17 protein-coding genes and 1 pseudogene are annotated in these 22,880 nt (G+C 42.3%); 6 read left to right on the top strand and 12 right to left on the bottom strand.

All coding sequences use genetic code 11. From position 1 onward, the window contains the following. The 4 genes from AC2D3N_RS14575 to AC2D3N_RS14590 all read right to left on the bottom strand — a co-directional run bounded on the left by AC2D3N_RS14575 (position 1) and on the right by AC2D3N_RS14590 (position 2,835). Positions 1 to 810 (bottom strand): ligand-gated ion channel, encoded by an 810-nt coding sequence (locus AC2D3N_RS14575; protein ID WP_234996827.1) that lies wholly within the window; start codon positions 808 to 810, stop codon positions 1 to 3. Between the two features lie 327 nt (positions 811 to 1,137). Next, on the bottom strand, positions 1,138 to 1,545 hold the full coding sequence (gene crcB / locus AC2D3N_RS14580; protein WP_079681389.1) for a fluoride efflux transporter CrcB: 408 nt from the start codon (positions 1,543 to 1,545) through the stop codon (positions 1,138 to 1,140). A gap of 59 nt (positions 1,546 to 1,604) precedes the next feature. Then, positions 1,605 to 2,003, bottom strand: coding sequence for a fluoride efflux transporter CrcB (gene crcB, locus AC2D3N_RS14585; RefSeq protein WP_484691282.1), 399 nt, complete (start codon positions 2,001 to 2,003; stop codon positions 1,605 to 1,607). 442 nt (positions 2,004 to 2,445) lie between these two features. Continuing rightward, positions 2,446 to 2,835: a hypothetical protein gene (locus tag AC2D3N_RS14590; protein ID WP_079681391.1), complete on the bottom strand. Its 390-nt coding sequence runs from the start codon at positions 2,833 to 2,835 to the stop codon at positions 2,446 to 2,448. A gap of 82 nt (positions 2,836 to 2,917) precedes the next feature. On the opposite strand from AC2D3N_RS14590, the gene AC2D3N_RS14595 reads away from it, so the two are divergent. Next, complete coding sequence (locus AC2D3N_RS14595) at positions 2,918 to 3,853, top strand: LysR family transcriptional regulator (protein ID WP_484691283.1); 936 nt, start codon at positions 2,918 to 2,920, stop codon at positions 3,851 to 3,853. A gap of 232 nt (positions 3,854 to 4,085) precedes the next feature. Next, positions 4,086 to 4,298, top strand: a pseudogene (locus AC2D3N_RS14600) (IS200/IS605 family transposase); the annotation flags it as partial. A 138-nt stretch (positions 4,299 to 4,436) separates the two neighbouring features. On the opposite strand, the gene AC2D3N_RS14605 reads toward AC2D3N_RS14600, so the two are convergent. From AC2D3N_RS14605 to AC2D3N_RS14625, 5 genes are all read right to left on the bottom strand, one after another. Then, entirely contained in the window at positions 4,437 to 8,534 is a 4,098-nt protein-coding gene (locus tag AC2D3N_RS14605; protein WP_079681393.1) for a hybrid sensor histidine kinase/response regulator, read from the bottom strand. 208 nt (positions 8,535 to 8,742) lie between these two features. After that, complete coding sequence (locus AC2D3N_RS14610; protein WP_484691284.1) at positions 8,743 to 12,153, bottom strand: methyl-accepting chemotaxis protein; 3,411 nt, start codon at positions 12,151 to 12,153, stop codon at positions 8,743 to 8,745. Between the two features lie 288 nt (positions 12,154 to 12,441). Then, positions 12,442 to 12,966 (bottom strand): chemotaxis protein CheW, encoded by a 525-nt coding sequence (locus AC2D3N_RS14615; RefSeq protein WP_079681395.1) that lies wholly within the window; start codon positions 12,964 to 12,966, stop codon positions 12,442 to 12,444. A 13-nt stretch (positions 12,967 to 12,979) separates the two neighbouring features. Beyond that, entirely contained in the window at positions 12,980 to 13,345 is a 366-nt protein-coding gene (locus AC2D3N_RS14620) for a response regulator transcription factor (RefSeq protein WP_079681396.1), read from the bottom strand. A 265-nt stretch (positions 13,346 to 13,610) separates the two neighbouring features. Then, the gene (locus AC2D3N_RS14625) at positions 13,611 to 14,846 is read right to left on the bottom strand and encodes a response regulator (protein WP_484691285.1); all 1,236 of its coding nucleotides are present in this window, start codon (positions 14,844 to 14,846) and stop codon (positions 13,611 to 13,613) included. A gap of 467 nt (positions 14,847 to 15,313) precedes the next feature. Between AC2D3N_RS14625 and AC2D3N_RS14630 the strand changes: the two genes are divergently transcribed. Then, positions 15,314 to 16,009, top strand: a complete 696-nt coding sequence (locus AC2D3N_RS14630; protein WP_079681398.1) for a GDSL-type esterase/lipase family protein — start codon at positions 15,314 to 15,316, stop codon at positions 16,007 to 16,009. Between the two features lie 65 nt (positions 16,010 to 16,074). Here the strand turns inward: AC2D3N_RS14630 and AC2D3N_RS14635 are convergent, their stop codons facing one another. The 3 genes from AC2D3N_RS14635 to AC2D3N_RS14645 all read right to left on the bottom strand — a co-directional run bounded on the left by AC2D3N_RS14635 (position 16,075) and on the right by AC2D3N_RS14645 (position 19,936). Further along, positions 16,075 to 16,641, bottom strand: coding sequence for a sugar O-acetyltransferase (locus tag AC2D3N_RS14635; protein WP_484691286.1), 567 nt, complete (start codon positions 16,639 to 16,641; stop codon positions 16,075 to 16,077). 1 nt (position 16,642) lies between these two features. Further along, complete coding sequence (locus AC2D3N_RS14640; RefSeq protein ID WP_484691287.1) at positions 16,643 to 18,913, bottom strand: ATP-binding protein; 2,271 nt, start codon at positions 18,911 to 18,913, stop codon at positions 16,643 to 16,645. 165 nt (positions 18,914 to 19,078) lie between these two features. Continuing rightward, positions 19,079 to 19,936, bottom strand: a complete 858-nt coding sequence (locus tag AC2D3N_RS14645; protein WP_079681401.1) for an amino acid ABC transporter substrate-binding protein — start codon at positions 19,934 to 19,936, stop codon at positions 19,079 to 19,081. A 155-nt stretch (positions 19,937 to 20,091) separates the two neighbouring features. On the opposite strand from AC2D3N_RS14645, the gene lpdA reads away from it, so the two are divergent. From lpdA to AC2D3N_RS14660, 3 genes are all read left to right on the top strand, one after another. After that, on the top strand, positions 20,092 to 21,522 hold the full coding sequence (gene lpdA / locus AC2D3N_RS14650; RefSeq protein ID WP_484691288.1) for a dihydrolipoyl dehydrogenase: 1,431 nt from the start codon (positions 20,092 to 20,094) through the stop codon (positions 21,520 to 21,522). A 164-nt stretch (positions 21,523 to 21,686) separates the two neighbouring features. Further along, a complete protein-coding gene (locus tag AC2D3N_RS14655) occupies positions 21,687 to 22,061 on the top strand; it encodes a hypothetical protein (protein WP_484691289.1) in 375 nt (124 codons plus the stop codon). A gap of 101 nt (positions 22,062 to 22,162) precedes the next feature. Further along, positions 22,163 to 22,840: a Uma2 family endonuclease gene (locus tag AC2D3N_RS14660; RefSeq protein ID WP_484691290.1), complete on the top strand. Its 678-nt coding sequence runs from the start codon at positions 22,163 to 22,165 to the stop codon at positions 22,838 to 22,840. Positions 22,841 to 22,880: the final 40 nt, after the last annotated feature.

Raw genomic sequence — 22,880 nt, forward strand, 5'->3', positions numbered from 1 at the left:
TTAACCCACGATTGCTGCGTGAGCAATAACAACAATATTAAGAACAACAAATGAACCGGACAGGATCGGAACAGCAAAACGTCGCATTAAATCCCGTGACAATTGTTCCTGTTCTGATTCACTTAAAAATCGAGTATAAACTAGCAGACTGGCTGTGATGAAAATGTAAATAATTGCCATGATATGAATGAAATCAATCAGGGTGACGGAATTGCTACTTCCTAACTCGGATGTTGCTGTTTGCATATTAACTAAAACGGCAAACAAAGTCCCGACAAAAATACCCATTCGATCCCCAAAATCTTCATCCAGCAGCAATGTGATAATTGACAGTGCTACCGCGGCATAAACGCCCAAAGAAAGTTTAAAGAAGCTAACTTTACTCTCGCGATTAATCGTAACTGAAACCACGATGCGGGAACGACGGTAATTAGGATCTTTTTGAATGGACGGATTACCAAAGCTGGTTTGATAAGGAAAATTAACTTGAGAAATCTTAAAATCTGTAATTTTCCAACCCGCCAAATTCATATCTTTCTGATAACTGGAGCCAGAATAATCTGGGGTATGAACGAAACTAGACGCATCTAACTGGGTTTCCTCTAGTATAATTTGCAATATATGGCGATCAAATGGATAGTTATTTGTGTCCCAGTTGTAATAGAGAGTTGTACCAATTTCCTGTCCAGACCAGAAGACATTTTTACTAGATCCAAATAGATCGGACAGATTTTCATTCCGCGAAAACCTGTCGTAATTTTTGCTAACTTCCTTACTATCTAAAACCTTCAGGGTTTCTAAAGGTTTCATATTCTCAAAAGGACAGACACTCCAGATCCAGAAATTGGCAGCAAATGAGTTCTCTGCTGGGTTAAAATCTCGCAATGATGTCAAATAAACTCCAATTTGACAAGTTTTGGGAGGGGTTAAATCCTCCGCACTAACTGGCAAAATTTGATAGATCCAGCAACTAAAACTAACGGTCAGCAAGCAACTAATTAGATATAATTTATTGATCACTGCTTTAACAGCAGAATGCTGAAGTTTAGAAATATTTTCCCTCAACCATCAACTCCTTTACTAATTAGGATTAGAGCCACTGTAAGCCTGCCTCATTTGACTACAAACCGCTACAATTTAAGTTTTTTGCAGACTTGCTCTTGCTAATAAAACACCGATTTGGACACAAATCATACCGACTACGGCACTTCCAAAAAAATAAAGGAACATCGTCTGGTTATCTCCCTTGGTTAAGAAACCATTAGTTTCTAAACCGTAGGTTGAAAAGGTTGTATAGGCTCCGCAGAAACCCGTTGTCGTCATCAGTCGGAATTCAGGGGAGATCAACCGAATATTCTCGATCGCTAAAGTCAAAATATAAGCAATCAACAAACAGCCAGTGACGTTAATAAAGAATGTGCCATAAAAGCCAAAATCTTTACCAAAAATTGCTTTGGCGGTTTCGGTGAAATAGAAACGACTCAATGCACCAAAAATTGCCCCGATTGCTATAGCCAGGGAATAACGTCCTTTCAAAAATTCCATTGTGTTTTGCCTAAAATGTTGAGGATTTGCGGTTTTTTGTTAGCTAAATTTCAACCTGTTTATGAGGTTGGGACTACGACAATATTGGCGATCGCAACGCCTATCATCACCGCTATTAAACCTAAAATTGCACTCCCAGCCCAATAAAAAGCTGTGAGAAAGGTTTCTTTATTCCGCCATAAACTTAGGGTGTCAAAGCCATAGGTTGAAAATGTGGTGTAAGACCCTAAAAATCCGGTTCTAATCAGTAAATCTAATTCTTTGGGATAGCCTGTAATTCCTTTGGAAATGGTGAAGAAGAAACCCATCGCCAAACATCCAGTTAAATTAATCACAAATGTTCCGTAGGGAAATTTGGCTCCAAATTTGGCTTTTGTCCATTCGGTAATTTGATACCGAGATAGTGCCCCAGGAACTGCCCCAGCAGCGATCGCTAAAACATTAGTTATGTCTGACATTCGTTAATATTCACCCTATACTAAGTAAGTTTCGTTTTTTTTTGGAGTATTTTGGGTTCATAATAGAAATGTAGCTGAAATTACAAAATGTTGTTTTTAGAAAACCAAAAATTCTCTATCTTGATCAACATCAGTTTCATTGATTTCCTTATTCCCAAAAAAAGTTGTTTGTTGTTTGAATTCAAACAACTTTTACCCATCCGTCGCCATTATGCCATCAAAATTCAGAAATTTGTATTTTAGCAACATGAATATTTTTAATTATAGATATGCAGCAAATCGATATTGAGCAAATAGACCAAAATTTGTTAATCTAAATTTTTAGTGTTTGGATACAAAATCAGGTTTCTGTGAATTGAGAAACCTCCGTCAAAGCAACTTTAAGATTGACGGAGGTAAGGATCAATTTAAGCTTTTGACTTAAAAATTCTCTTTATTTCTCTTAGTAATTAGTCTGGCTCTGATATTTTCCGTTTTGGTTTTTACCATCAGTTGTTTGGATTACAAGGATTTCATTACCACCGCGAATCACTACACCAAACTGTTTGTATGGTTGAGATGGTCTTCCATCTTCATAAGACTGGGTAGCATCCAGAGAGAATGTGCCATCATTGTTAACTTTGTAAGTCCCGGTCACGCTATAACCTACTTCCTGCCCGTCAATGCTAACAAAACCCTTACCTGTATGAGCTCCATTACCATCAAAATTAGCTGTTCTCAAAGCAGAATAGGATACAGTAGAAACTGTACCATCAGGATTGGTAGTTTTGCGAGTACCTTGATCTTGAAATCCGAATCCACCTTTGAGGCTGCCATTGTTAAATTCAGTCATAACAAAATTCCTATTTGTAAATACAAGATTAATTATTAGTTAACTTGATTCTTTTGTAAAATGAATATTTTTAATTATAGGTATGCAGCAAATAGATATTAAGCAAATAGACCTAAATTTGTTAACAATTTTAAAAGTTCTACTGGAGGAAGTTAATGTTACTAAAGCCAGCCAAAAATTGAATTTAAGTCAATCCGCAACTAGCCATGCTTTAAAAAGACTCCGAAAAATGTTTAACGATCCCTTGCTAGAGCGCTGTTCTTCGGGAATGCGTGCTACGCCTAGGGCTTTAGCTTTGCAAGCATCCCTAGAAAGCATCCTGCTTGATATTGAAAAGTTAGTTACAGAACCAGTTTTTATCCCGGAATTAGCTCGGGGGACGATTCGGATCGCCGCTTCAGATTACGCCACCACTGTGATCCTGCCTTCGGTTTTGAGAGAACTTTCTTTGAAGAATCCTTATCTTGATATCGAATGTTATGACTGGCATCCTGAAACTTTGGATCGGCTCAAAAGTGGGGAGATTGATCTCGCTTTAGGAATAGTAGACCTAGATAAAACTCATGAATTTGGATATGAAAAGCTATTTACGGAGGATTTTGTCTCAATCGTCAGGGTAGAACATCCTATTATTAAAAAAGGGATTACTCTGGAATCCTATATTGCTTCGCCCCACGCTTTAATTACGATTACAGGCTTACCCATTAACTCAATTAAGAAATCATCTAAAAGTCATGTTGATCGCATTTTAGAAGAATTGGGAGTCGAACGTCGAGTCAGGTTAAAGTTACCCCATTTCCTATCTGCGGCTCTAATTGTGGGTCAAACCGATATGATTTTGACTTTACCCCGTCGGATTGCTTTGATATTTGCGAATATAGCTAAGATCACCATATTTGATCCCCCAATTGATTTGGGTCAGTATAACTATATGCAAATTTGGTCTAAGAATTCTGATCATGTTCCCTTTCAAATGTGGCTACGCGATTTGATCAGAATCCAAACTCAAGACATCTAAGAAACAATCATTCTGTCTCTTTTTTTCTATCCCCTATCTCCTATTCCCTTGCCATCTGTAGCACTAATTTCAGGATTTCATATTAGACCTCTTGCAAAAAAAATCTATGCTATATAGCAAGAGGCAATAGGGAATAGGCAATGGGCAATAGGTAAATACTTACTGTGAGCAGCTTTTAGCTTTTAAGAATGTCCTAATAGATGTGGCGACTGCTATAATGCCAAACTTTCACTATAAACCGGATAAGCCTCTGTCAGTATTGATCGGTAATCTTAAAACTGTTAGTAGTAGGCTGATTCGCAAAGAATTTCCTTTGTTGGCATCAAAGTATTTTTACAATAAACATTATTTTTGGACAGGTTCTTATTTTGTCGCTAGTTGTGGTGGTATTACAGTTGAACAGTTGAAAAAATATGTTGAGCAACAATCAACTCCAGAAAATTAAATCGAATTCGCTATCGCTCATGTTTTCTTTGGTCGTGATTCATCTCACCGCCAAGCTAACGCTGTGGCGGGTGTCCTCTCACGACGTTAAGATAGAGGCTGAGATGATCTGCCCCTATTCACTATTAACAGGTAACTATTATCCCGCGGCAACCATCGTATTTCCCACCACTTCACCCTGCAACATTCGTCCGGCTGCTTCTAATAATTGCTCCTCCAAATAGGGTTTGGTAAAGTAACCTTTCGCCCCCAAATTAAAAGCCATTTGACGGTGACGATCCGCACCGCGAGACGTCAACATAGCAATGGGTAAATTCGTTAACGCCGGATCTTTTTGCATCCGAGATAACAACTCCAACCCATCCATCCGGGGCATTTCAATATCGCAGAAGACAATATCGCAGGGTAAACCCGATTTCAGTTTTTCCCAGGCTTCCTTACCATCCCGGGCTTCTTCCACACGATAACCAGATTTTTCAAACGTAATCGAAAGGAGCGATCGCACCGTAATCGAATCATCCACAATTAACACCGTCGGCTCCGACTTCTGAACCACAGGTTCCGCCGTGGCACTGCCCATCTGCCAAATCTTGCCCGAAGCATCCCGACGAATCCGACCCATGGCCAAATCAATCAGTTCTAGGACATCGGCGATCGCCACAATTTGACCATCCCCTAACACCGTCGCCCCAGCAATCCCAATCGGTTTTGGTACGGGCCCTTCTAAGGGTTTGATCACAATTTCCTGTTCAATCAACACCTGATCCACCTGCACGGCCAAATAACTATTAGAAGACCGTAGGACAATCACCGAAATCATGTCTTCTTCAACATTTGCACCATAGACATTCCCCCGACCCAAATGGCGATGATAGGTCAACAGTTCCCGCAAATGACGTAGGGGCAAAATTGTACCCCGCCATTCCAACACCTTACTGCCATCGGACTCCGTGCGGATTTGTTCCCGAGGAACGTCAATCATATCTTCCACCCCATCCATTGGGAAAGCAATCCGAACCCGATCGCTCACGCAACACAAGGCCCGGGAAATACTCATATTCAGGGGCAAACGAATCGTAAACGTCGTCCCGTGTCCCAAGGTAGAATCCGTCGTGATCGCGCCCCGAATATCGGTTAAGCTGGTACGCACCACATCCATTCCCACCCCTCGACCCGCGAATTCATCCGCCACATCCTTCGTACTAAAGTTGGGCAAGAATAACAGGTCATAAATTTCTGGGTTACTCATACTTTCGGCGTCTTCGGCGGTAATGATTCCTTTCTGAATCGCCTTATTTTTCACCCGGTTGACATCAATACCACCCCCATCATCGGAAACCGCAATAATCGTTTGGTTTCCTTGGTGAAATACCCGAATCGAAATTCGGCCCACCGCCGATTTCCCCGCCGCCGTCCGAACATCCGCCGGTTCAATCCCGTGAGTAATAGCATTATTCACTAGATGAATCAAGGGGTCGTGGAGTTTACCCAGTAACATTTTGTCAATTAAGGTATCTCGACCCTCCACAAATAACTCCGCCTGTTTCCCACACTTGATCGAAATATCCCGCACGGGACGTTTCAGGGCGTCTGCCTCACTGCCAAAGGGTTCCATGCGGGCGCGATTTAACCCTTCTTGTAACGCTGTTGTAATCCGTCGCAACTCCCGAGTTACTTGGTCGGCTTCTTCAACTAAAAATCCAATATCTGCACTGGACTCCCGCACCCGCACAATTAACTCAATAATCTCTTGGGACAGGGTATGGAAGGGCGTAAACCGATCCAGTTCCGTTGAGTCTAAATCATTATTGGAATCATCATCATGAATCGAGGAACTGTCCGAAAACCAGAAGGGTTTGCGACGGTGGGACAGTAGGGAAATTTCCAAGAGCGATCGCTCATAAAAATCCTGCATCCGTTGACCCACATCTCCCAATAAAGAAACCTGATGCAGCAAATTATCCAAAAACTGTCGCATCCGTTCTTGGTCTTGTTCCAAACTGTTGCGGTTAACGACCAGTTCCCCCATCAAGTTACTCAGACCATCCAGTTGTTTCACCGGAACCTTGACAATTTGTTCGGCAATGGGTTTAGCAAATGTCCCCCTAGGAGGAGTGGTGGTTCGAGATCGGGGAGGAGCATCTTCAATCAATCGAATTAATGCGATAAATTCCGAATCCTCCTCCGAGAGTTGTGATTCTGTGTTAACTGCTTTGCGGGCGGTCTGGGAGTTAATATTTTTAGGAGGATCGGGTGTCCAGGGTTCAGCCACGGGGGTATGGAGCAGTTGATCCAAATCCAAGAAATCCTCATCTTCCACCGTCGTTTCAGCAGCCGTTGGCTGACTATCTGCCCCTCCTAAATTGAGTAGGGCATCCAAACTGGCAAAATCATCCTCCGGCAGTTCTAGGGTGGGCTGCACCGTCGCTACAGGTTCTAATTTTGGGGACATCCGGGGGAGTTGAGTGGGACTTGGCTGATCCAGGGTTACATCCGCGGCTTCTTCGAGTTCTCCTTGTAAAAGTTCTTCAAACCAATCTTCTTGAACATTCATCTGACCCGATGTGCTGCTGTCGGTTTCCCGACTGGCTTGGATTTTGGGGTCAAACTGGTCAAATAGATCATCTAAATTTTCCGCATCTTCCAATAACTCCGTAATTTGAGCCGGGGAAAGATCGACAGAACGGGCAGATGGCATCCCCTCTTGGGGATTAATCGCTAACAACTCATCAAATAAATCCCCAAAACCATCTACCGGGTCATGCTGTCGGGTTTCTACCGACATCGGCTTGGTTGCTGTTCCCGTTTCTGGGATGGCTGACTCCCCATCACTGAGGTGATCAAAGAAACTCAATAGATCATCATCGGCTCCAGAAGTCACTAAACCGGGTTTTTGTTTGGTTTTACCCTTCTGGGTTTGGGGTGGATAGCCAGAGGTTGACCGTTGATTGAACTCAGGTTTTTCGTCTCCCAACAAATCAAAAAAGTCCCCCGATATTGATTCTGTTTCGGTTTCCAAGGACGGGGAAGTTGACGCGGGGGCTTCTTCCGTCACCTCCTGCTCCCATTGATCCAAACCTTCAAATAAATCTCTGAGACTGTTATATTCTTCGGGGGTAATTTCTGGGCCGTTTTGTAAACGGGCTGGGGTATTACTGGGGTTGGTCACTGAATCTGACCAGTTCACATCGGAGAAAGAATTGTTGGGTGCTGCTACTTTAGGGTTTTTTTTCTTACTATTTCCCTGTTTCAACTGACCCGATTTTGTGGCTGTCTCCGTCGTAGTTTTAGGCGGTTTAGATTGACTTGGAGATGTTTCAGGAGATGATGTAGATGGAGGCGACGATTTGGTTTTTTTATCTGTTTTTGCCGGGCTAACCGTCTTGGGCAAAAGTTTTGTAATCCCTTCTGTTACAACAATTTCCCCCTCTCGATTCACTAAAACCAGTTCTTGGGCTTCTTTAATAGATTTAATCACAATCGGAGCTAGACTCCGATAAGTATTGTCAGGATTGGCAATCACTTTTTCTAGGATCTCAATAAACTTAACCCAATTGGGCAAATCAAAGAGTTCCCCCGCCCGGGCTAAACTCCGACAGGTTTCGATTAACCCTTGACGAGTTTTTGGGGTTTCTGACTGTTTGAACTGTTGCAACATTTCTCGCAGACGTTCGGGAACATCACTGCGAAATACCAAGTCCTTCGCACTACTAGGAGGTTCTTTAGATATAACAGGAGTAGGAATGGGGCGATTAGATACAGAGGACGTAGGCCCGGTTTCTACTTCAGATGATCGCTTTGTCCCCTGTTGTTGAACCACTTTAATATGGTAATTTAAGGCTTCAAAAACAGGCTCAACATCCTGCAAAATAGCACTAGCTGCTTCTTCCGTTAAGCCATAGGGCCCTGATAACTGATCGATTAAGGCCTGTAATGTATCAAAAACCTGTAAAAATAATGATTCTAATTGTTGATCGATAAATTGAGTCGGAAGACGGTTTTCTTTCAGGATTTTAAAACTATCTTCTAACCTGTGAGCCGTTTGTTGAATACTATTAAGTCCCAACATCGCCGCCCCACCCTTGACCGAATGAGCCGCTCGGAAAACTTCATTGAGCAGTTCTGGATCTTCAATCGTCGTTTGTAGATTGAGTAATCCCTGTTCAATCGTATTGAGGTGGTCTTTCGCCTCCTCAATAAAATAGCCCATAATCCGTTGTTGCTGTTCAAGTTGCATATAAGTTATCCGTAATCAGTTATCAAAAAAGGCGGGCAATGGGGAATAGGGAATGGGCAATGGATAAGAGTTTTCTTCCAACAAATAACCGGGTCTGTTTCTTCCCTATTGCAAGAGTGTCCATTCCCCTATCTGCATTATCAGTAATCAGTTTGTCAATGGTTAATTAATTCGTAATTCATAATTCGTAATTCGTAATTTTCCGAGGCTAACCCTTCTCCGAGGAATCAACGCGGAAGCGTTCCACCGATGTCAGCAGGTCTCGCGCCACACCCACGAGTTTAGTTAAGGCACTGGACACCTTTTGGGCTTCGGTAGAAGTTTCTTGGGCGCTATGTTCCACCGCTCGCATCACCTGGGCGACGGCGCGGGCGGTTTCGTTTTGTTCAACGGTATCCGCCGTAATTGAACGGACGAGAACGTCAATCCGGTTGGTCACCTGAATAATGTCATCCAGGGCTCGTTTAGCTTGTTCCGCGAGGCGAGTCCCCTCAATCACCTGTTGATGACCTTGGGACATCGCCATCATCACCGTGTTGGTTTGGCTTTGAATTTGCATCACAATTTGTTCGATATCCTTTAAGGATTTCGCCGACTTATCTGCCAACTGTCGGACTTCATCGGCAACGATCGCAAATCCCTTACCCGCTTCTCCAGCCCTGGCTGCCTCAATACTAGCGTTTAAAGCCAGTAAGTTAGTCCGGGAGGCAATTTGAGAAATCAGCCCCACAATTTTAGAAATTTCCTGAGACGATTCTCCCAAACGCTTGACTTCTCGGCTAGTTTCTGCTACGGTTTCTCGAATTTTTAGAATCCCGGCCACGGTCATTTGTACCGCTTCCCCGCCTTTGGTGGCTAAGGCGGCCGCCGACCGAGCCACTTCTTCAGCTTCCCGCGCACTTTCAGCCACCCGTTGAATGGCATCGGTCAGTACCTGCACCGAGTTTAAGGTAGCAGCGAGTTCCTCCGCCTGGCGGAAAGCATCCCCGGCCACATCCTTGGCAAAGGTCGCACTATCGGTAGCTCCCTTACTCACCTGACGGGCGGCTTGTTTCACCTGTACCACAATTTCCCGCAGGTTTTGAATGGTTAAGTTAAAGGAATCCGCCACTGCCCCCAAAACGTTCGCCGTCACTTCTGCGGTTACAGTTAAATCTCCTCGGGCCGCCCCTTCCACGTCATCCAAGAGCCGAATCACCTGACGGTGTAAATCATCCCTAGCGTCTTCCTGTTCCTTAGCCTTGCGTTGGGCTTCTCGGGTAATACTTTGGATAAATTGGGCTGCATGGTTGAATTTAGAAGACATTTTCCCAAACTCATCCTCGGCAAAAACCGTGGCCCGGGCATCTAAATTACCCTTACTGATGGCATCAAACTGAGCTTGTAAATCGTCTGTGGCCTTAGAAATTTGTTGGGCACTGATCCGACCCAATCCCCAGGTCGCCAGAAAACTAGTCGCCCCAGCTACTGTGGTCAGCAGCCATCCGGTGCCTCGCAGATAGTCTACGACTTCGGACTTATTATTCAAGGAAGCGGTACGAGTCGCAATATTGGTGGCCGTTGCCACTAAAATCAGGGTCACCAGTCCCGTCCCCATCGCCATATACAAGGGTTTCCGCTTCAAGGAGGCATTTTCCAAGAAAGAGAATGGCCCCTGCTCGGTGGTGACCATCGTATCTATCCCTTCTCCGAAGTCTGGGGTTAGGGTGGTTACAGCCGATGCAGCGTAAGCCGTATTAAAAATCTCATCATCCCGAATCGCTGAACTGTCACTGTCGATGGTACTATTGCTGGTGGTATTACCAAATTTACTATCGACACTACTAAAATCTGAATCAACGTACAGGTCATTGTCCCCACTGTCGGTGATGCCAAAATCCCCAATATCATCAAATTCTTCAAAATCCTCTAAGAAATCATTGGGGGTCTGAGCCACCACCTGGCCATTTTGAGAACGGCCATTGGTATCATGGCTCTCCACCGTGACATCAAAGGAATCTCCAAAGGTATCTTCATCAAAGGTATCGAGATCAAAACTATTGGGAATGTCCGCCGAATCGAAAACCAGATCATCGGGTTCTTCATATTCTTCCGCATCAACATAATGGGAACGGTCGGCACCATTTATACCTGAGAGGGGGCCAGAGTCGTCGGGATCGGACAAATAGGGATCATTGACCGCATTATTGGTTAATAGTGTTTCTTCTTCGTTGCTTTCTTCAGCATCCAGAACCTTATAGTTAGCCGTCATATTAGGAGTGTTCGGGGGTAGGGGAACAGCAATCTTGGCATCATCAACGAAGGGTTCATCTGAAAAACTAAAAGCTGAATCCAAATCAGGGTCAAACTCATCTTCCTCAAACAGTGGAGTTTCCTTGACGGAGACGAAACCATTTTGGGATGGGGGTTCATGATTAACAAACTCCTGATCTGAATCGGCTGCATCTTCTAAAGGGGCAAAAATATCATCAAGTTCTGCTTCAAAGTTCGAGGAAGCCATCACCCCTGTAGAGTTACCATTAGAGGACTCATGACTAGCACCGTTGAGTTCTCTTTGATCTGCTGGATGAGATCCATAGGCTTCTGGATCGTTTAACCCCCCCAATTCATCGTCATCCAAGCTATCAAATTCTAGGAATTCCGTCGGTTGAGATAAATAATCTGGGGATGACCCATTCAGAGTTTCCGGTGATTGGACTGAATCCGATTCGTCTTGGGGGTTTCCGGTTGGGGAATCGAGCCAATCTAAGACCTCATCCTCGGAAGAAAATAAATCCCCACTTAACTGTTCGAGATCACTGGTGTTCGATTCATCACTGGCAAAGTTTTGCCCCAAGAGGGGTTCATCTTCTTCTAGTGTAAACGGATCGGCTTCTAATTCAGTGAAAGAATTTTCTGGGTCTAGGGGGTTTAAAATTTCTGTGCCTTCGTCTAAGTCTCCCCCTGGAGCAAAAGGATTATCTTCGGTGAAGGTTAGGGGAGATTGACTGCCATTGGACTGTATATAATCGGGTTCATCCTCTGAATTGTCGAACTCTAAACCGATGGCAGCATCCAGATTGGAAGTGGATAAATCCAAGTCAGCATCGTCTAAGTCTGGGAAATCAAAGTTATCATCCGGCAAATCATTAAAATCCGACCGGGTTCCTTCGGTGGCTGCCCCATTCAATCCATGGGTATCGGCGGATTCTAGGTCTAAATCAGGCATGGAGGATTCTTCTGATAGCCAGTCTAAATCTTGGGTTAAATCAACTTCCCCATCCTCGATTTCTTCATCTACTAAAGCATTAAAAATTTCTGGGGAATCGGAACTATCATCGAAACTGCCCGCAGGAGATTCGAGTAAGTATTGATCTGTATCGGCTAAGGCTTGATGGGCTTGTTCGAGTAATTCGGAGTCATGGGTCAAGTTGATCACTGCCTCATACTGCTCACGGGCGACATCATACTGCTGCAACCCATAGCCATAGATGTGACCACAGAGAAGACGGGCCGATGGATCTTCTGGATAATCTTCCAACAGTTGATAAACCAGCGCCGCCGCCTGTTCGTAATTTCCCTGACAGTATGCTTCCTCGGTTTGCTGATACTCTTGTAGGAAGTCTGTGCTTGTTGCCATGAGCGATTCCCCTTTTGACTTTCAAGTTTAGTGTTGCTCGTGCTTAATAGTTAAGATTTCAATGTAGAAACACGGATCATAAGGATGTAACCCGGTCTGTAGTAGATTTTCTAATAATCCCGACCCTCGGCTGGGTGAGTGGGGATTGAAAGTTTAATCCTAGGGTAAAAAAACCGCTGGTGGGGGTTTTTGATTTCCCAGGTTAACAGCTTTAGCTTAAGCAGTTTTATAATCAATTGATAGGTCGGTTTCCTCAACGGTTATAGGACGAAACCGGCTGCTGATGGGTCACGTTGCCCAACGAGCCGAGCGCAGAATGGCGATTTGGTCTAAAAGTCGCAGGACGCTGCCTTCGGTTCCAACTTGCCACTCTCCTTTGATAAAAGGAGTCATACTATCGCTGACTTGGGTGGGCATTTGCATTTTATCAGGGTCAAGCCATGCCATGTCATTGACTTCATCAACGGCTAATCCTAATATAATGTCTTGATCTTCAACGGCAATCACATGGATCTCTGTTCGATCCGTATTCAGGGGAGTTGAATCACCTAAAAACTGACCTAAATCGGCGACCCAAATCACTCGACCCCTAAGATTGAAGGTTCCCAGTAACAGGGGGGAAACATTAGGAATTGGGGTCATCCGGTCTGGCGATTGAAAGAGTACCTCCCGAATCCCGATGGCGGGAAGGGCAAACTCACTCCGTGAAGGAACGAAAAAGCGAAGATGGGGTTCACCTTCGGGGGTTTCCAGTTCTTGAAATCCTGGACTGTCTGTTCCTGGCCCGGTTAAAAAATCAGGATTCCCAACCATGGTTATTTTTCACCTATCCTCTAAGTAATTGTTTAACGGTTCCGACTAATTCTTCAGGTTGAAAGGGTTTAGCAATATAAGCATCTGCCCCTTGTTTCATTCCCCAATAGCGGTCAAATTCTTCCCCTTTAGAGGAACACATCACGATGGCAATATTACGGGTTTTGGGATCGGATTTCAGGCGACGACAGAGTTCATAGCCGTTCATCCTGGGCATGACAATATCTAGCACCATTAAATCGGGGCGGTTTTTTTGCACTTCTTCGAGTGCTTCCACACCGTCAGTGGCGATACTGACTTTTAACCCATTCTGCTTGAGAAGACCACAAATCATCTCCCGTTGAGTGACACTATCTTCCACAACCATAACTGTATTCATCTTTCTTCTCCCTTAGAAACTCCCAAATTACCTGTAGTCAGGTTGGCGGTTTGAGTCCAAGTGGAACGAGGTTTATGCTGCATTACAAATTCATCGTAGAGTGTAAGAAAACCTAAGTATCTCAAAAGATGTGATTCTATTTCGATTATACAAATCTTTGAGAGCCGAAATTGATCCGGCTGGGGGTTTTCTGTTTCAGGGGATGTCGCGGTCGCAGAAACGGTCAATGGATTCCATTGCCGGAGATCAGCTAGGTGATATTAGGTCAAAGGGTTTCTAACTCTGTCATAAATTCATCTTCTAAATCTGTATTAACAGAAGCATCTATTGTTTTTCCTGGCCCAATATAGGTTTCAACTAATGTTAATAATTCGGCATCTCCAAAGGGTTTTGTTAAATAATTTGTCGCCCTCACCATACGGGCTTTAAGTCGGTCAATAAATCCATCAATTCCTGTTAACATAACAATCGGAGTTTGTCGGAAAGCCGTAGAATTTCTTAACATTGCACAGATTTCATACCCATTCAATTCAGGCATGGCAATGTCACAAAGAATTAAATCAGGTTTCAGCTGAAAAACTAAACTCAATGCTTTTAAAGGGTTGCCAATTGCTGTGGCTTCATAGCCATGTTCTCTTAAAATGATTTCAACACTTTCCCGAATTACTAGATCATCATCAATACAAACAATTCTCGGAGTTCTATTCCTATCAGTAAAGGTTTCTGGCTCGTTAAAAATGTTTTCAGGATGGAGAGCCAACAATTGTACAAGTCCCTGTTGGACAAAGGGATAAATAGCCTTAGCCACCGCGACAATATCTCGGTGTAAGTAACGGGAAATTTGACGAATTGAGGTTTGACCATCCGCCCAATGATTTAGGCTTTCAAATACTTTGGGTCGGACTGTTTTTTGTAATTTTGACCGATCGGTGATCAAGGGACATTGGTTGGGGGAGGTAATATGGGGATGGAATTTTTTCCACTCTTGAACTTGTTTGAAAATATCGGCTAATAAGGGACTAATTTCTAAGGTGGTTAACTGGGGGGCTAATCCCGATCCCATTTCAAAAATAAAAGCACCTTGATGTAAACTCAGCAAGTCAAATAGGGTTTCTTGAACCATACAATGAATGATATTACGGGCGATGTTTGGGGTAATTACTTGATTTTCTAGCAACACCCATAAATATCCGTATTCGGGCGCATTGACCGACGTGATCGAAGGAACTTCTAACTCTGAAAGCACGGTTTCGGCCTGATAGCGCCGTAAGTAATCCCGTAATCTCTGGAGGCTTCCTTCGCTTTGGCCGGCATAGATAATTCGACCATTCCAAGAAAACACTAACCAACATTGTCCCGTGAGACGAATGGGATGGCGTTCCATTTCCATCGTCGTCTGGGATGAACTGTAAGCTTCTACCATGAGTTCCCCTGTCCTCTGGCCAAGCTCAATCAGTTGTAAAATACTACGAATATCAATTTCGTTTAAAGAGCCTTGCATTTAGCAAGTTGCCTCCTGCAAATCAGTTTCAGTTTATATATAGCAGGGAACATTCGCGGTGGAACATCCAAACGGCTTTTAGCCAATATTCCACAGCAAGTTGTCTTCAGGTTCAAATCATAGAGCCAAGATGCCCCTTTGTCCCGTCGCAAAGCCTATGGGTTCTAAGAAAGTTCTAAGAAAGTAGAACTCACATTGAGCATACCAGTCCGAGGCTTGGAATACAACTTAAAGGGATTGATAGTTCTGGTGTGGGAACTCCGATTTTCTGGGTATCTTTTCCCTAGCAAGGGTCTGATGCTGGTAATTCGGAGGTAACTTAGGGTGATTTGATGAAAAATTTGCGAAATATAGGCAGGGAATCTAGTGAAAAGTCCCTGGAGATGTTAACTTTTATAAACGCCCTCTGGAAACAAATTACGATTCTGACCGGGTAAACTGTCCATCCATCATGATTTTCAAGCAAAATGCAAGCAGCGATCAATCCCACCCTAGCTAATTTGTCCATTGTTCCCCAACGTCAGCCTCTGAAAGTTGTGGTATTAGGAGATAGTCTCGTCTATGGATTTGGTGATCCTGAAGGGGGTGGCTGGGTGGAGCGACTGCGGCGTCAATGGATGTCACCGGAGGCAGTTGGCCCGATTCTTTACAATTTGGGGGTACGGGGAAATCGGGTGATTCAAGTTTGCGATCGCCTAGACCAAGAATTGCGCCATCGGGGAGAATTACGCAACCGTTTACCTGACGTGAGTGTTTTTTCTGTGGGATTAAATGATTCGGCGCGGGTACAATCGTTTCAAGGTCGCAATTATACGGAATTTGATCATTTTGAAACCACCCTACATCGTTTATTGGATAAAGCTCAAAAAATGTGTCAGGTTGTATTTGTGGGAATGGTTCCGGTTGATGAAAGTAAAATGCCCTTTCAAGGCTGTTTATATTATACTTTGGCCGATCAATTTCGCTACAAAGATGCCACTCGTCTCGCCTGTTTAGAGCGCAATATTCCCTATTTAGATTTATTGGAAATTTGGCTAGATCGAGGGGAACATTGGTGGAAATCTCGGTTATGTTCGGATGGTTTACACCCGAATGTTGCTGGATATGAGGCGTTATTACAGGACATTCACCAATGGGAACCTATTCAGAAATTAGCCCATTAATCTAGGAACTCCAGGGGTAAAATCTTTCCCCCCGGTGTTCCCTGTTCTCTGTTCCCTATTCCCTGCTATAAACTCCGAATCACCCGACAAGGATTTCCCGCCGCTAAAACCCCAGGAGGAATATTATCAACCACCACACTCCCGGCGCCAATGGTGGTATTGTCGCCAATTTCTACCCCTGGACAGATAATCGCACCGCCGCCAATCCAAACATTATTACCTATTTTAATCGGTGCTGCTAATTCTTTTCCGGTTAGGCGTAATTCGGGATCAATTGGATGATAGGCGGCATAAATTTGAACATTGGGCGCTAATAAAACATTATCCCCAATTTCAACATAATTGCAGTCTAGGATAATACAATTAAAGTTCATATAAACATTATTCCCCAGTTTAATATAACAGCCATAATCACAATAAAATGGGGGAGTAATGCACAGATTATTTCCGATTTTATCGAACAATTCCAGAAGAATAAGTTGACGAGTTTCTAACTCATCTTCCGTGGTACTATTATATAAACGAGTCAGTTTAGAAGCGCGTTTACGTCCTAAAACTAACTCGGGATCGTTACCGAGATATAATTCTCCCGCCAGCATTTTTTCCTGTTCGGTTTTGGGTATATTATCCATACTAATCCGCATTAATCCAACGAAACACAGAAGCGATCGCCCGGTTCACAAAACTATTGGGTTTCTCCCCAATAATTTTACGTTGAGCTTGATCCCGTTCTAATTCTAATTTAGCAATTAATCGTTCTCCTTTTTGTTCACGAATTAAAGCCACCAAATAATCATGGGTAAGTTGGTACCGATCATCGGGGATATCCGGGAGGTGTAGAATTAATCCTTCCTCTACTAATACTTCTAACAAAGGTTCAATTTTACTAAATTCTGTATTTAATTCTTCGGCGAGTTCTTTGCTAGTTTTCAGGGGACGGTGTTCTTGTTCACTGGTCAAAACATTGAGAATTTTAATTACTATTCGTTCATTTTTGGTACTACAATCTCGAATGATTTCATCCAAAAACTGCTCTAACATTTTTTGTCTGGGATATTCTCCCAGTTTTCTGTATTGTTCTAGGGTTTGAATATCATTGGATTGTAATTGGGTTCCAATCAGTTGTAATTCAATCGGTCTAATTTGATCAATATTAACAGTTAAATCTTGAATTAATTGATTCATTAAATCAGGTTTTATATTAAATTGAGCTCGCTCAACTTGATTTTGAATTAATTTTTTTGCTTGAATTAAAGTAAAGTTATCTAAGCCATAAAGCACTTTTCTTGAGAGGATTTCAGCCTGAATAACATCTTCTAAATTAGTTCGGCGATCGCATTCTAACAAATAATGTAAAGCATCATCTCTTAATGAGAGTAAAATCTTAATTGAATCCAAGCTCAAACTTTCTTTTAAAAATTCATAAAAGGGTAATCGTTGTTCTAACTGTTTACACACCACAAAAAATTCTTCAAATTGATCAAAAATTAATATCGTGGGAATTTGATTTTGATCATTGCGTTTGAGTAAATTGATCACTGAATTTAAGTTCCAGGTTTTCGGGTTGGGTTCGCGTAACCAGTCGGTATAAATTCTGAGTAAAATTGGTGTAGCAACTTGAGGATTACGCCCCTGTTCTTCTAAGAGCTTGGGTATAATTCCTGCATTCAGTAATGAACTTTTTCCTACCCCGGACTCTCCATGCAAAATAATCAGTTTATGTTGCGGGTCTTGAATCCGTTCAAATAGGGCTTGAACATCCTTTAAACGGTCGGAATTTTCAATTTCTACAGCGATAGATTGTTGTTGTTCATTCGGTTTAGATTGGGCTTGTAAGGTGCGAACCCCAATAAAGGCGCGTAACCCATATTGATATTCTATTTTAATTTTTTCTTCCTTTAAACGGGAGGCTTGAATATATAAATCTTGATCAAAATAAAGTTTGTGTAAAGCGGTCAAAATTCTGAGATAACCCTTGGGATCATCTTCAAGACTGGTTCTTTTTAAGGCTTCTTCGAGTTGACTAACCGTAGTTTCCCACTGTTTTAATTCCTGTTTGGATTCCGTGAGTAAATAAAGATAGGAATTATTAGAACTGGCGGTGGTGCTCATCGGGTCACTGTAGGTAGATTGACCTTGAATGGCTAAGGCTAACTCCGCTAATTGATTGGCGTGCGCCCATTTAGATTCATGTAACGCAGCTTCGGCCAAGAAACCATAATCCTTGGCTAACTGGGTTTCTGAACCATAGGAAATATGTAATTCAATGGCTTTTTTGGCTGCTTTTTGCAGTGCGTCCCATTCCTCTAATTGTCTTAAAACCGTGGTTAATTCCCCAATAAATTTAGACATTAAATCAGGGCGATTGACTTTATCAAAAATTTCTAAGCTTTTCTCAAAATAGTTTCTAGCTTCTTGCAAGTTTTGAGTATTTTTTGAGGGATTATCGGACTGACCTAGGGTGACAAAACATAACCCCAAATGGAATAAAACCCCCCCCATTTGTTCGATAAATTGATTGGGTAAAATGGTTTCTCGGTTAGCCATAGAAAGCATCTCTAAATTGCCTTTAGCTAAAGCCGATGGCCAATATTCCAAACTGCGACGATAATGGTAAAGAGTCGCTTCTAGGTCGTGATTATCGTAGGCTTCTCGACCCAAAATAAATTGTAATCCGGCGATTAAGGTGGGTAATAATTGCTGGTAGTTGTTTTGTCGAACTTGCTGAAGAATGACTTTAAATTCAGCATAGGAGTCTCCCAAAAGCGTAGCATTGCTTTGGAATAGCTCCGTATTGGGATCTAAAATTCCGGTAAACACCTGCTCAACACAGCGATTGAGAAATAGAATAGATGGGGAGGAAGGATTACCAGGAACAGTTTGGGGGGGAGTAATGTCGCTCATACGATTGCCTCAGACTGGGTGTAGTCTTAGAAGTATTAATAGTGTGGCATTTTTTGGATTAAAAAACAATAGTTGGGAAAAGCATCGAGGTATCCCTGGATATTTTCAAGGATACCCGTTTAAAGATTAAACCTTGGGGTGGGTTGGGCTAGAAATTTTGCCTGTTTATGGTAAACATTTATTATGAGCCGCTTCGAGGGTTTTTACATAATCTGAATCTTTTCCATATAGTCCCGTTAAAATATTAACTGTTTCTTCGACTAAGATCAAAGAATTTACCGTATTAATCCAAGATATATCTCCGGCGGGAAGAATCATGCCATAAAATTCACAGGTTAAGGGTTCCTTGGGAATTAAAGCATAATCTTGAGGTTTGATGGCTGGATTTCTCAGCACTTCTCCAATTAATAATAATCCGTCACTGGCGAAGGCATTTAAACGACCCTGAACCACATCTTCCACGGCATTTTTTCGACCGTCAACTCCTGGGTATTCTACAACTTTTGCTAAGGAATAACGACTGCTAATAAACTGTTGGGTTAAGGAAGCGGGTAAGACCCCAATGGAAATAGCTTCTAAAGCTCCCGAGGGTTGAATATAAGATTGATTATCCGGTCGAACTAATAAATGAACACCTGTGGCTAAAAACCGATCAGAATAGGTAATACCGGATTCTGGATTCCGCAAAATTGTATTAGGGCCACATTCTAAATGAACTTTTCCTTCCCTGACCAGTTGTTCCCGATTTTGCAAATTTGAGGGAATTAATTGTACTTCTATGGGTTTACTTAGTTTTAACTGTTTTTGCAATCTTTCTCCTAATAAATCCATTAATTTAATACAATAGCCCTCCCATTTGCCATCGGCGGAAACAAATCCTAATGGGGGTGCATCTTCTCGAACTCCTACTTTTAAAACTCCGGTTCTTTTAATTTCTTCTAAAACTGTTCCAGCAAAACTTTGTGCGGGGAAAAGTACCGATAAAATCAGACTTAATGTAATAGTCGCAAGTTTGGTTTTCATGTGATAATCAGGGTGACAAACACAGTAATCGAGTCTAGCTTACCGCAAAAAGCCGGGGGCAGACCAAATAATCTGGCTTTTGTAAAGGCGATTGAGTTGGCAAGGGACAGGGAAAACGGTAATATTTTTTAATCCCAATAGAGTAGTAACAGAATATGGATTACGATTTAGTGATTATTGGTGCGGGAGTGGGCGGACATGGTGCTGCTATCCACGCCGTTGGTTGTGGCTTAAAAACCGCAATTATTGAAGCGGCGGACATGGGAGGAACCTGTGTTAACCGAGGCTGTATTCCCTCTAAAGCCTTATTAGCCGCATCGGGACGAGTGCGAGAATTACATAATACCCATCACTTAAAAAATTTGGGCATTCAGTTAGGACAAGTCAGTTTTGATCGCGAACAAATTGCCAACCATGCTGATAATATTGTAACTAAACTTCGGGGTGATTTAACCAATAGTTTGAAGCGGTTAGGGGTTGATGTAATCCAAGGTTGGGGCAAAGTTTCAGGGGCGAATAAAGTGACCATTGAAACCACTAATGGGGAAAAAACTATTACCGCTAAAGATATTATTTTAGCCCCGGGTTCTGTGCCCTTTGTTCCCCCTGGAATTACGATTGATCATCAAACGGTTTTTACCAGTGATGATGCGGTTAAATTAGAATCCCTACCCCCATGGATTGCTATTATTGGAAGTGGCTATATCGGATTAGAATTTTCTGATATTTATACGGCTTTAGGTTGTGAAGTTACCATGATTGAAGCCTTGGATCAATTAATGCCAACCTTTGATCCTGATATTGCTAAATTAGCTCAACGGGTTTTAATTAATCCCCGGGATATTGAAACCAAAGTCGGAAAATTAGCTTTAAAAGTAACGCCGGGTTCTCCGGTTATTATTGAGTTAGCCGATACCAAAACTAAAGAAGTAGAAGAAGTCCTAGAAGTGGATGCTTGTTTGGTCGCCACTGGACGGATTCCGGTGAGTAAAAATTTAGGGTTAGAATCGGTTAATGTTGAACCTATTCGGGGCGGTTTTATTCCTACAAATGATCATTTAGAGGTATTATCCGGGGGTGAACCTGTTCCCCATTTATGGGCGATTGGAGATGTGACGGGTAAAATGATGTTAGCCCATACCGCATCCGCCCAGGGGGTCGCCGTTGTGGAGACTATTTGCGGACGTCCTCGGGCTGTGGATTATCGGAGTATTCCGGCGGCGGCTTTTACCCATCCTGAAATTAGTTATGTGGGTTTAACTGAACCGGCGGCGAAGGAATTAGGACAAACAGAAGGGTTTGAAATTGCAACGGTGAAAACCTATTTTAAGGGGAATTCTAAAGCCATTGCGGAGGGAGAAACCGAAGGGATGGCTAAAGTGATTTATCGTAAAGATACGGGGGAACTTTTAGGGGTTCATATCTTTGGTCTTCATGCTTCTGATTTAATTCAGGAAGCGGCAAATGCCATGTATCACCGTCAATCTGTCCATGATTTAGTGTTCTCGGTTCATACCCATCCTACCCTTTCTGAAGTGCTTGACGAAGCCTACAAACGGGCTGTTTTTAGTGTTGGGGGTCATTAGAAAATATCAAAATTATCCTGTAGGGGCGAGGCGCGCCTCGCCCCTACAACGAATGGGATGTCAAACTATTGATCCAATTGATTTAGACTTGCTATATATCTTGATTAACGTTAAATTTCATATCATGATATCATTGATTTTAGATCAATTAAGAGGATTAATCTATGTCTTTTTACTATCAAAACCTAGAGGCTTTTTTGAAATTATTAGAAGAACAGCCTCAATTATTTAATAACTCACACCGTCAAGATCTGATTGAGTTAATTGAACCTTTACCCGATGATATTGAAACTTTATCAATTGCGATCGCCAGTTGGTATGAAAACTATGATGATATTGTGGATGCTCAGTTAGAAATTCTGAATAGTGCTATTTTAATTAATAACGATTCTGAACAAACAGCAACTTCAAAATTAGCATTAGCTCGTTTACCCCTAACTAATATTAGTTCTGTTCCCAAACCCAAACTTGAGTTAAACAAGGAAACTTTAAAAAATGCCATTCAATCCTTATCGGGAACAACTCCTCCTCAATTGTAATTGATGGCGTAAAAAATCTCGGTTGATTTCATATCAATCTATTCAACAAATGATTGAAGTTTACGCTAAACTATATCTATCCTAATTGGGTTAACCTGTTTATGTCTATTGTTGATTACGAACCCGCTAACCTTCAAAGATTAGAACAACCGGGAGAATTTGATGATATTATATTTCCAGAGGGTAATTTGTGGAGTGAGGAACCTACTTTGGAAAGTTACTTACATTTACAACAACTGCTACTTTTATTAAAATGCCTTGATTGGTATTGGCGCGATCGCCATGATTATTTTGCCGCAGGTAATCTCACGGTTTATTTTAGCCCCAATCAAAAAAAATCAGAGCATTTTAGAGGGCCAGATTTCTTTGTGGTTTTAGACACAGAACGCAAACCCCGGCGGAGTTGGGTGATTTGGGAAGAAGGCAAATATCCTAATATTATTATTGAACTTTTATCCCCATCCACCGCAGAAATTGATAAAGGATTAAAAAAACAACTCTATCAAGATAACTTTCGCACCTTTGATTATTTTTGGTTTGATCCTGATACCTTAGAATTAGCTGGATTTCATTTAGTAGAGGGTAAATATCAACCCCTTGAACCTAATGCTCAAGGATGGTTATGGAGTCAACAATTAGAATTATTTTTAGGTCTTTATAACTCCCAATTGCGTTTTTTTACCTCAGACGGTCAACTCCTCCCCACTCCCGAAGAAGCAGCAATAGCAGCAGAAACACTATTAGCAAAATATCGCGAACAATTTGGGGAATTACCCTAATCTTTTAAGTCGGTGGTCATAAAACGTTGTTGGGCTTTAG

The sequence above is a fragment of the Planktothrix sp. PLAVEN19ND genome (assembly GCF_057220675.1).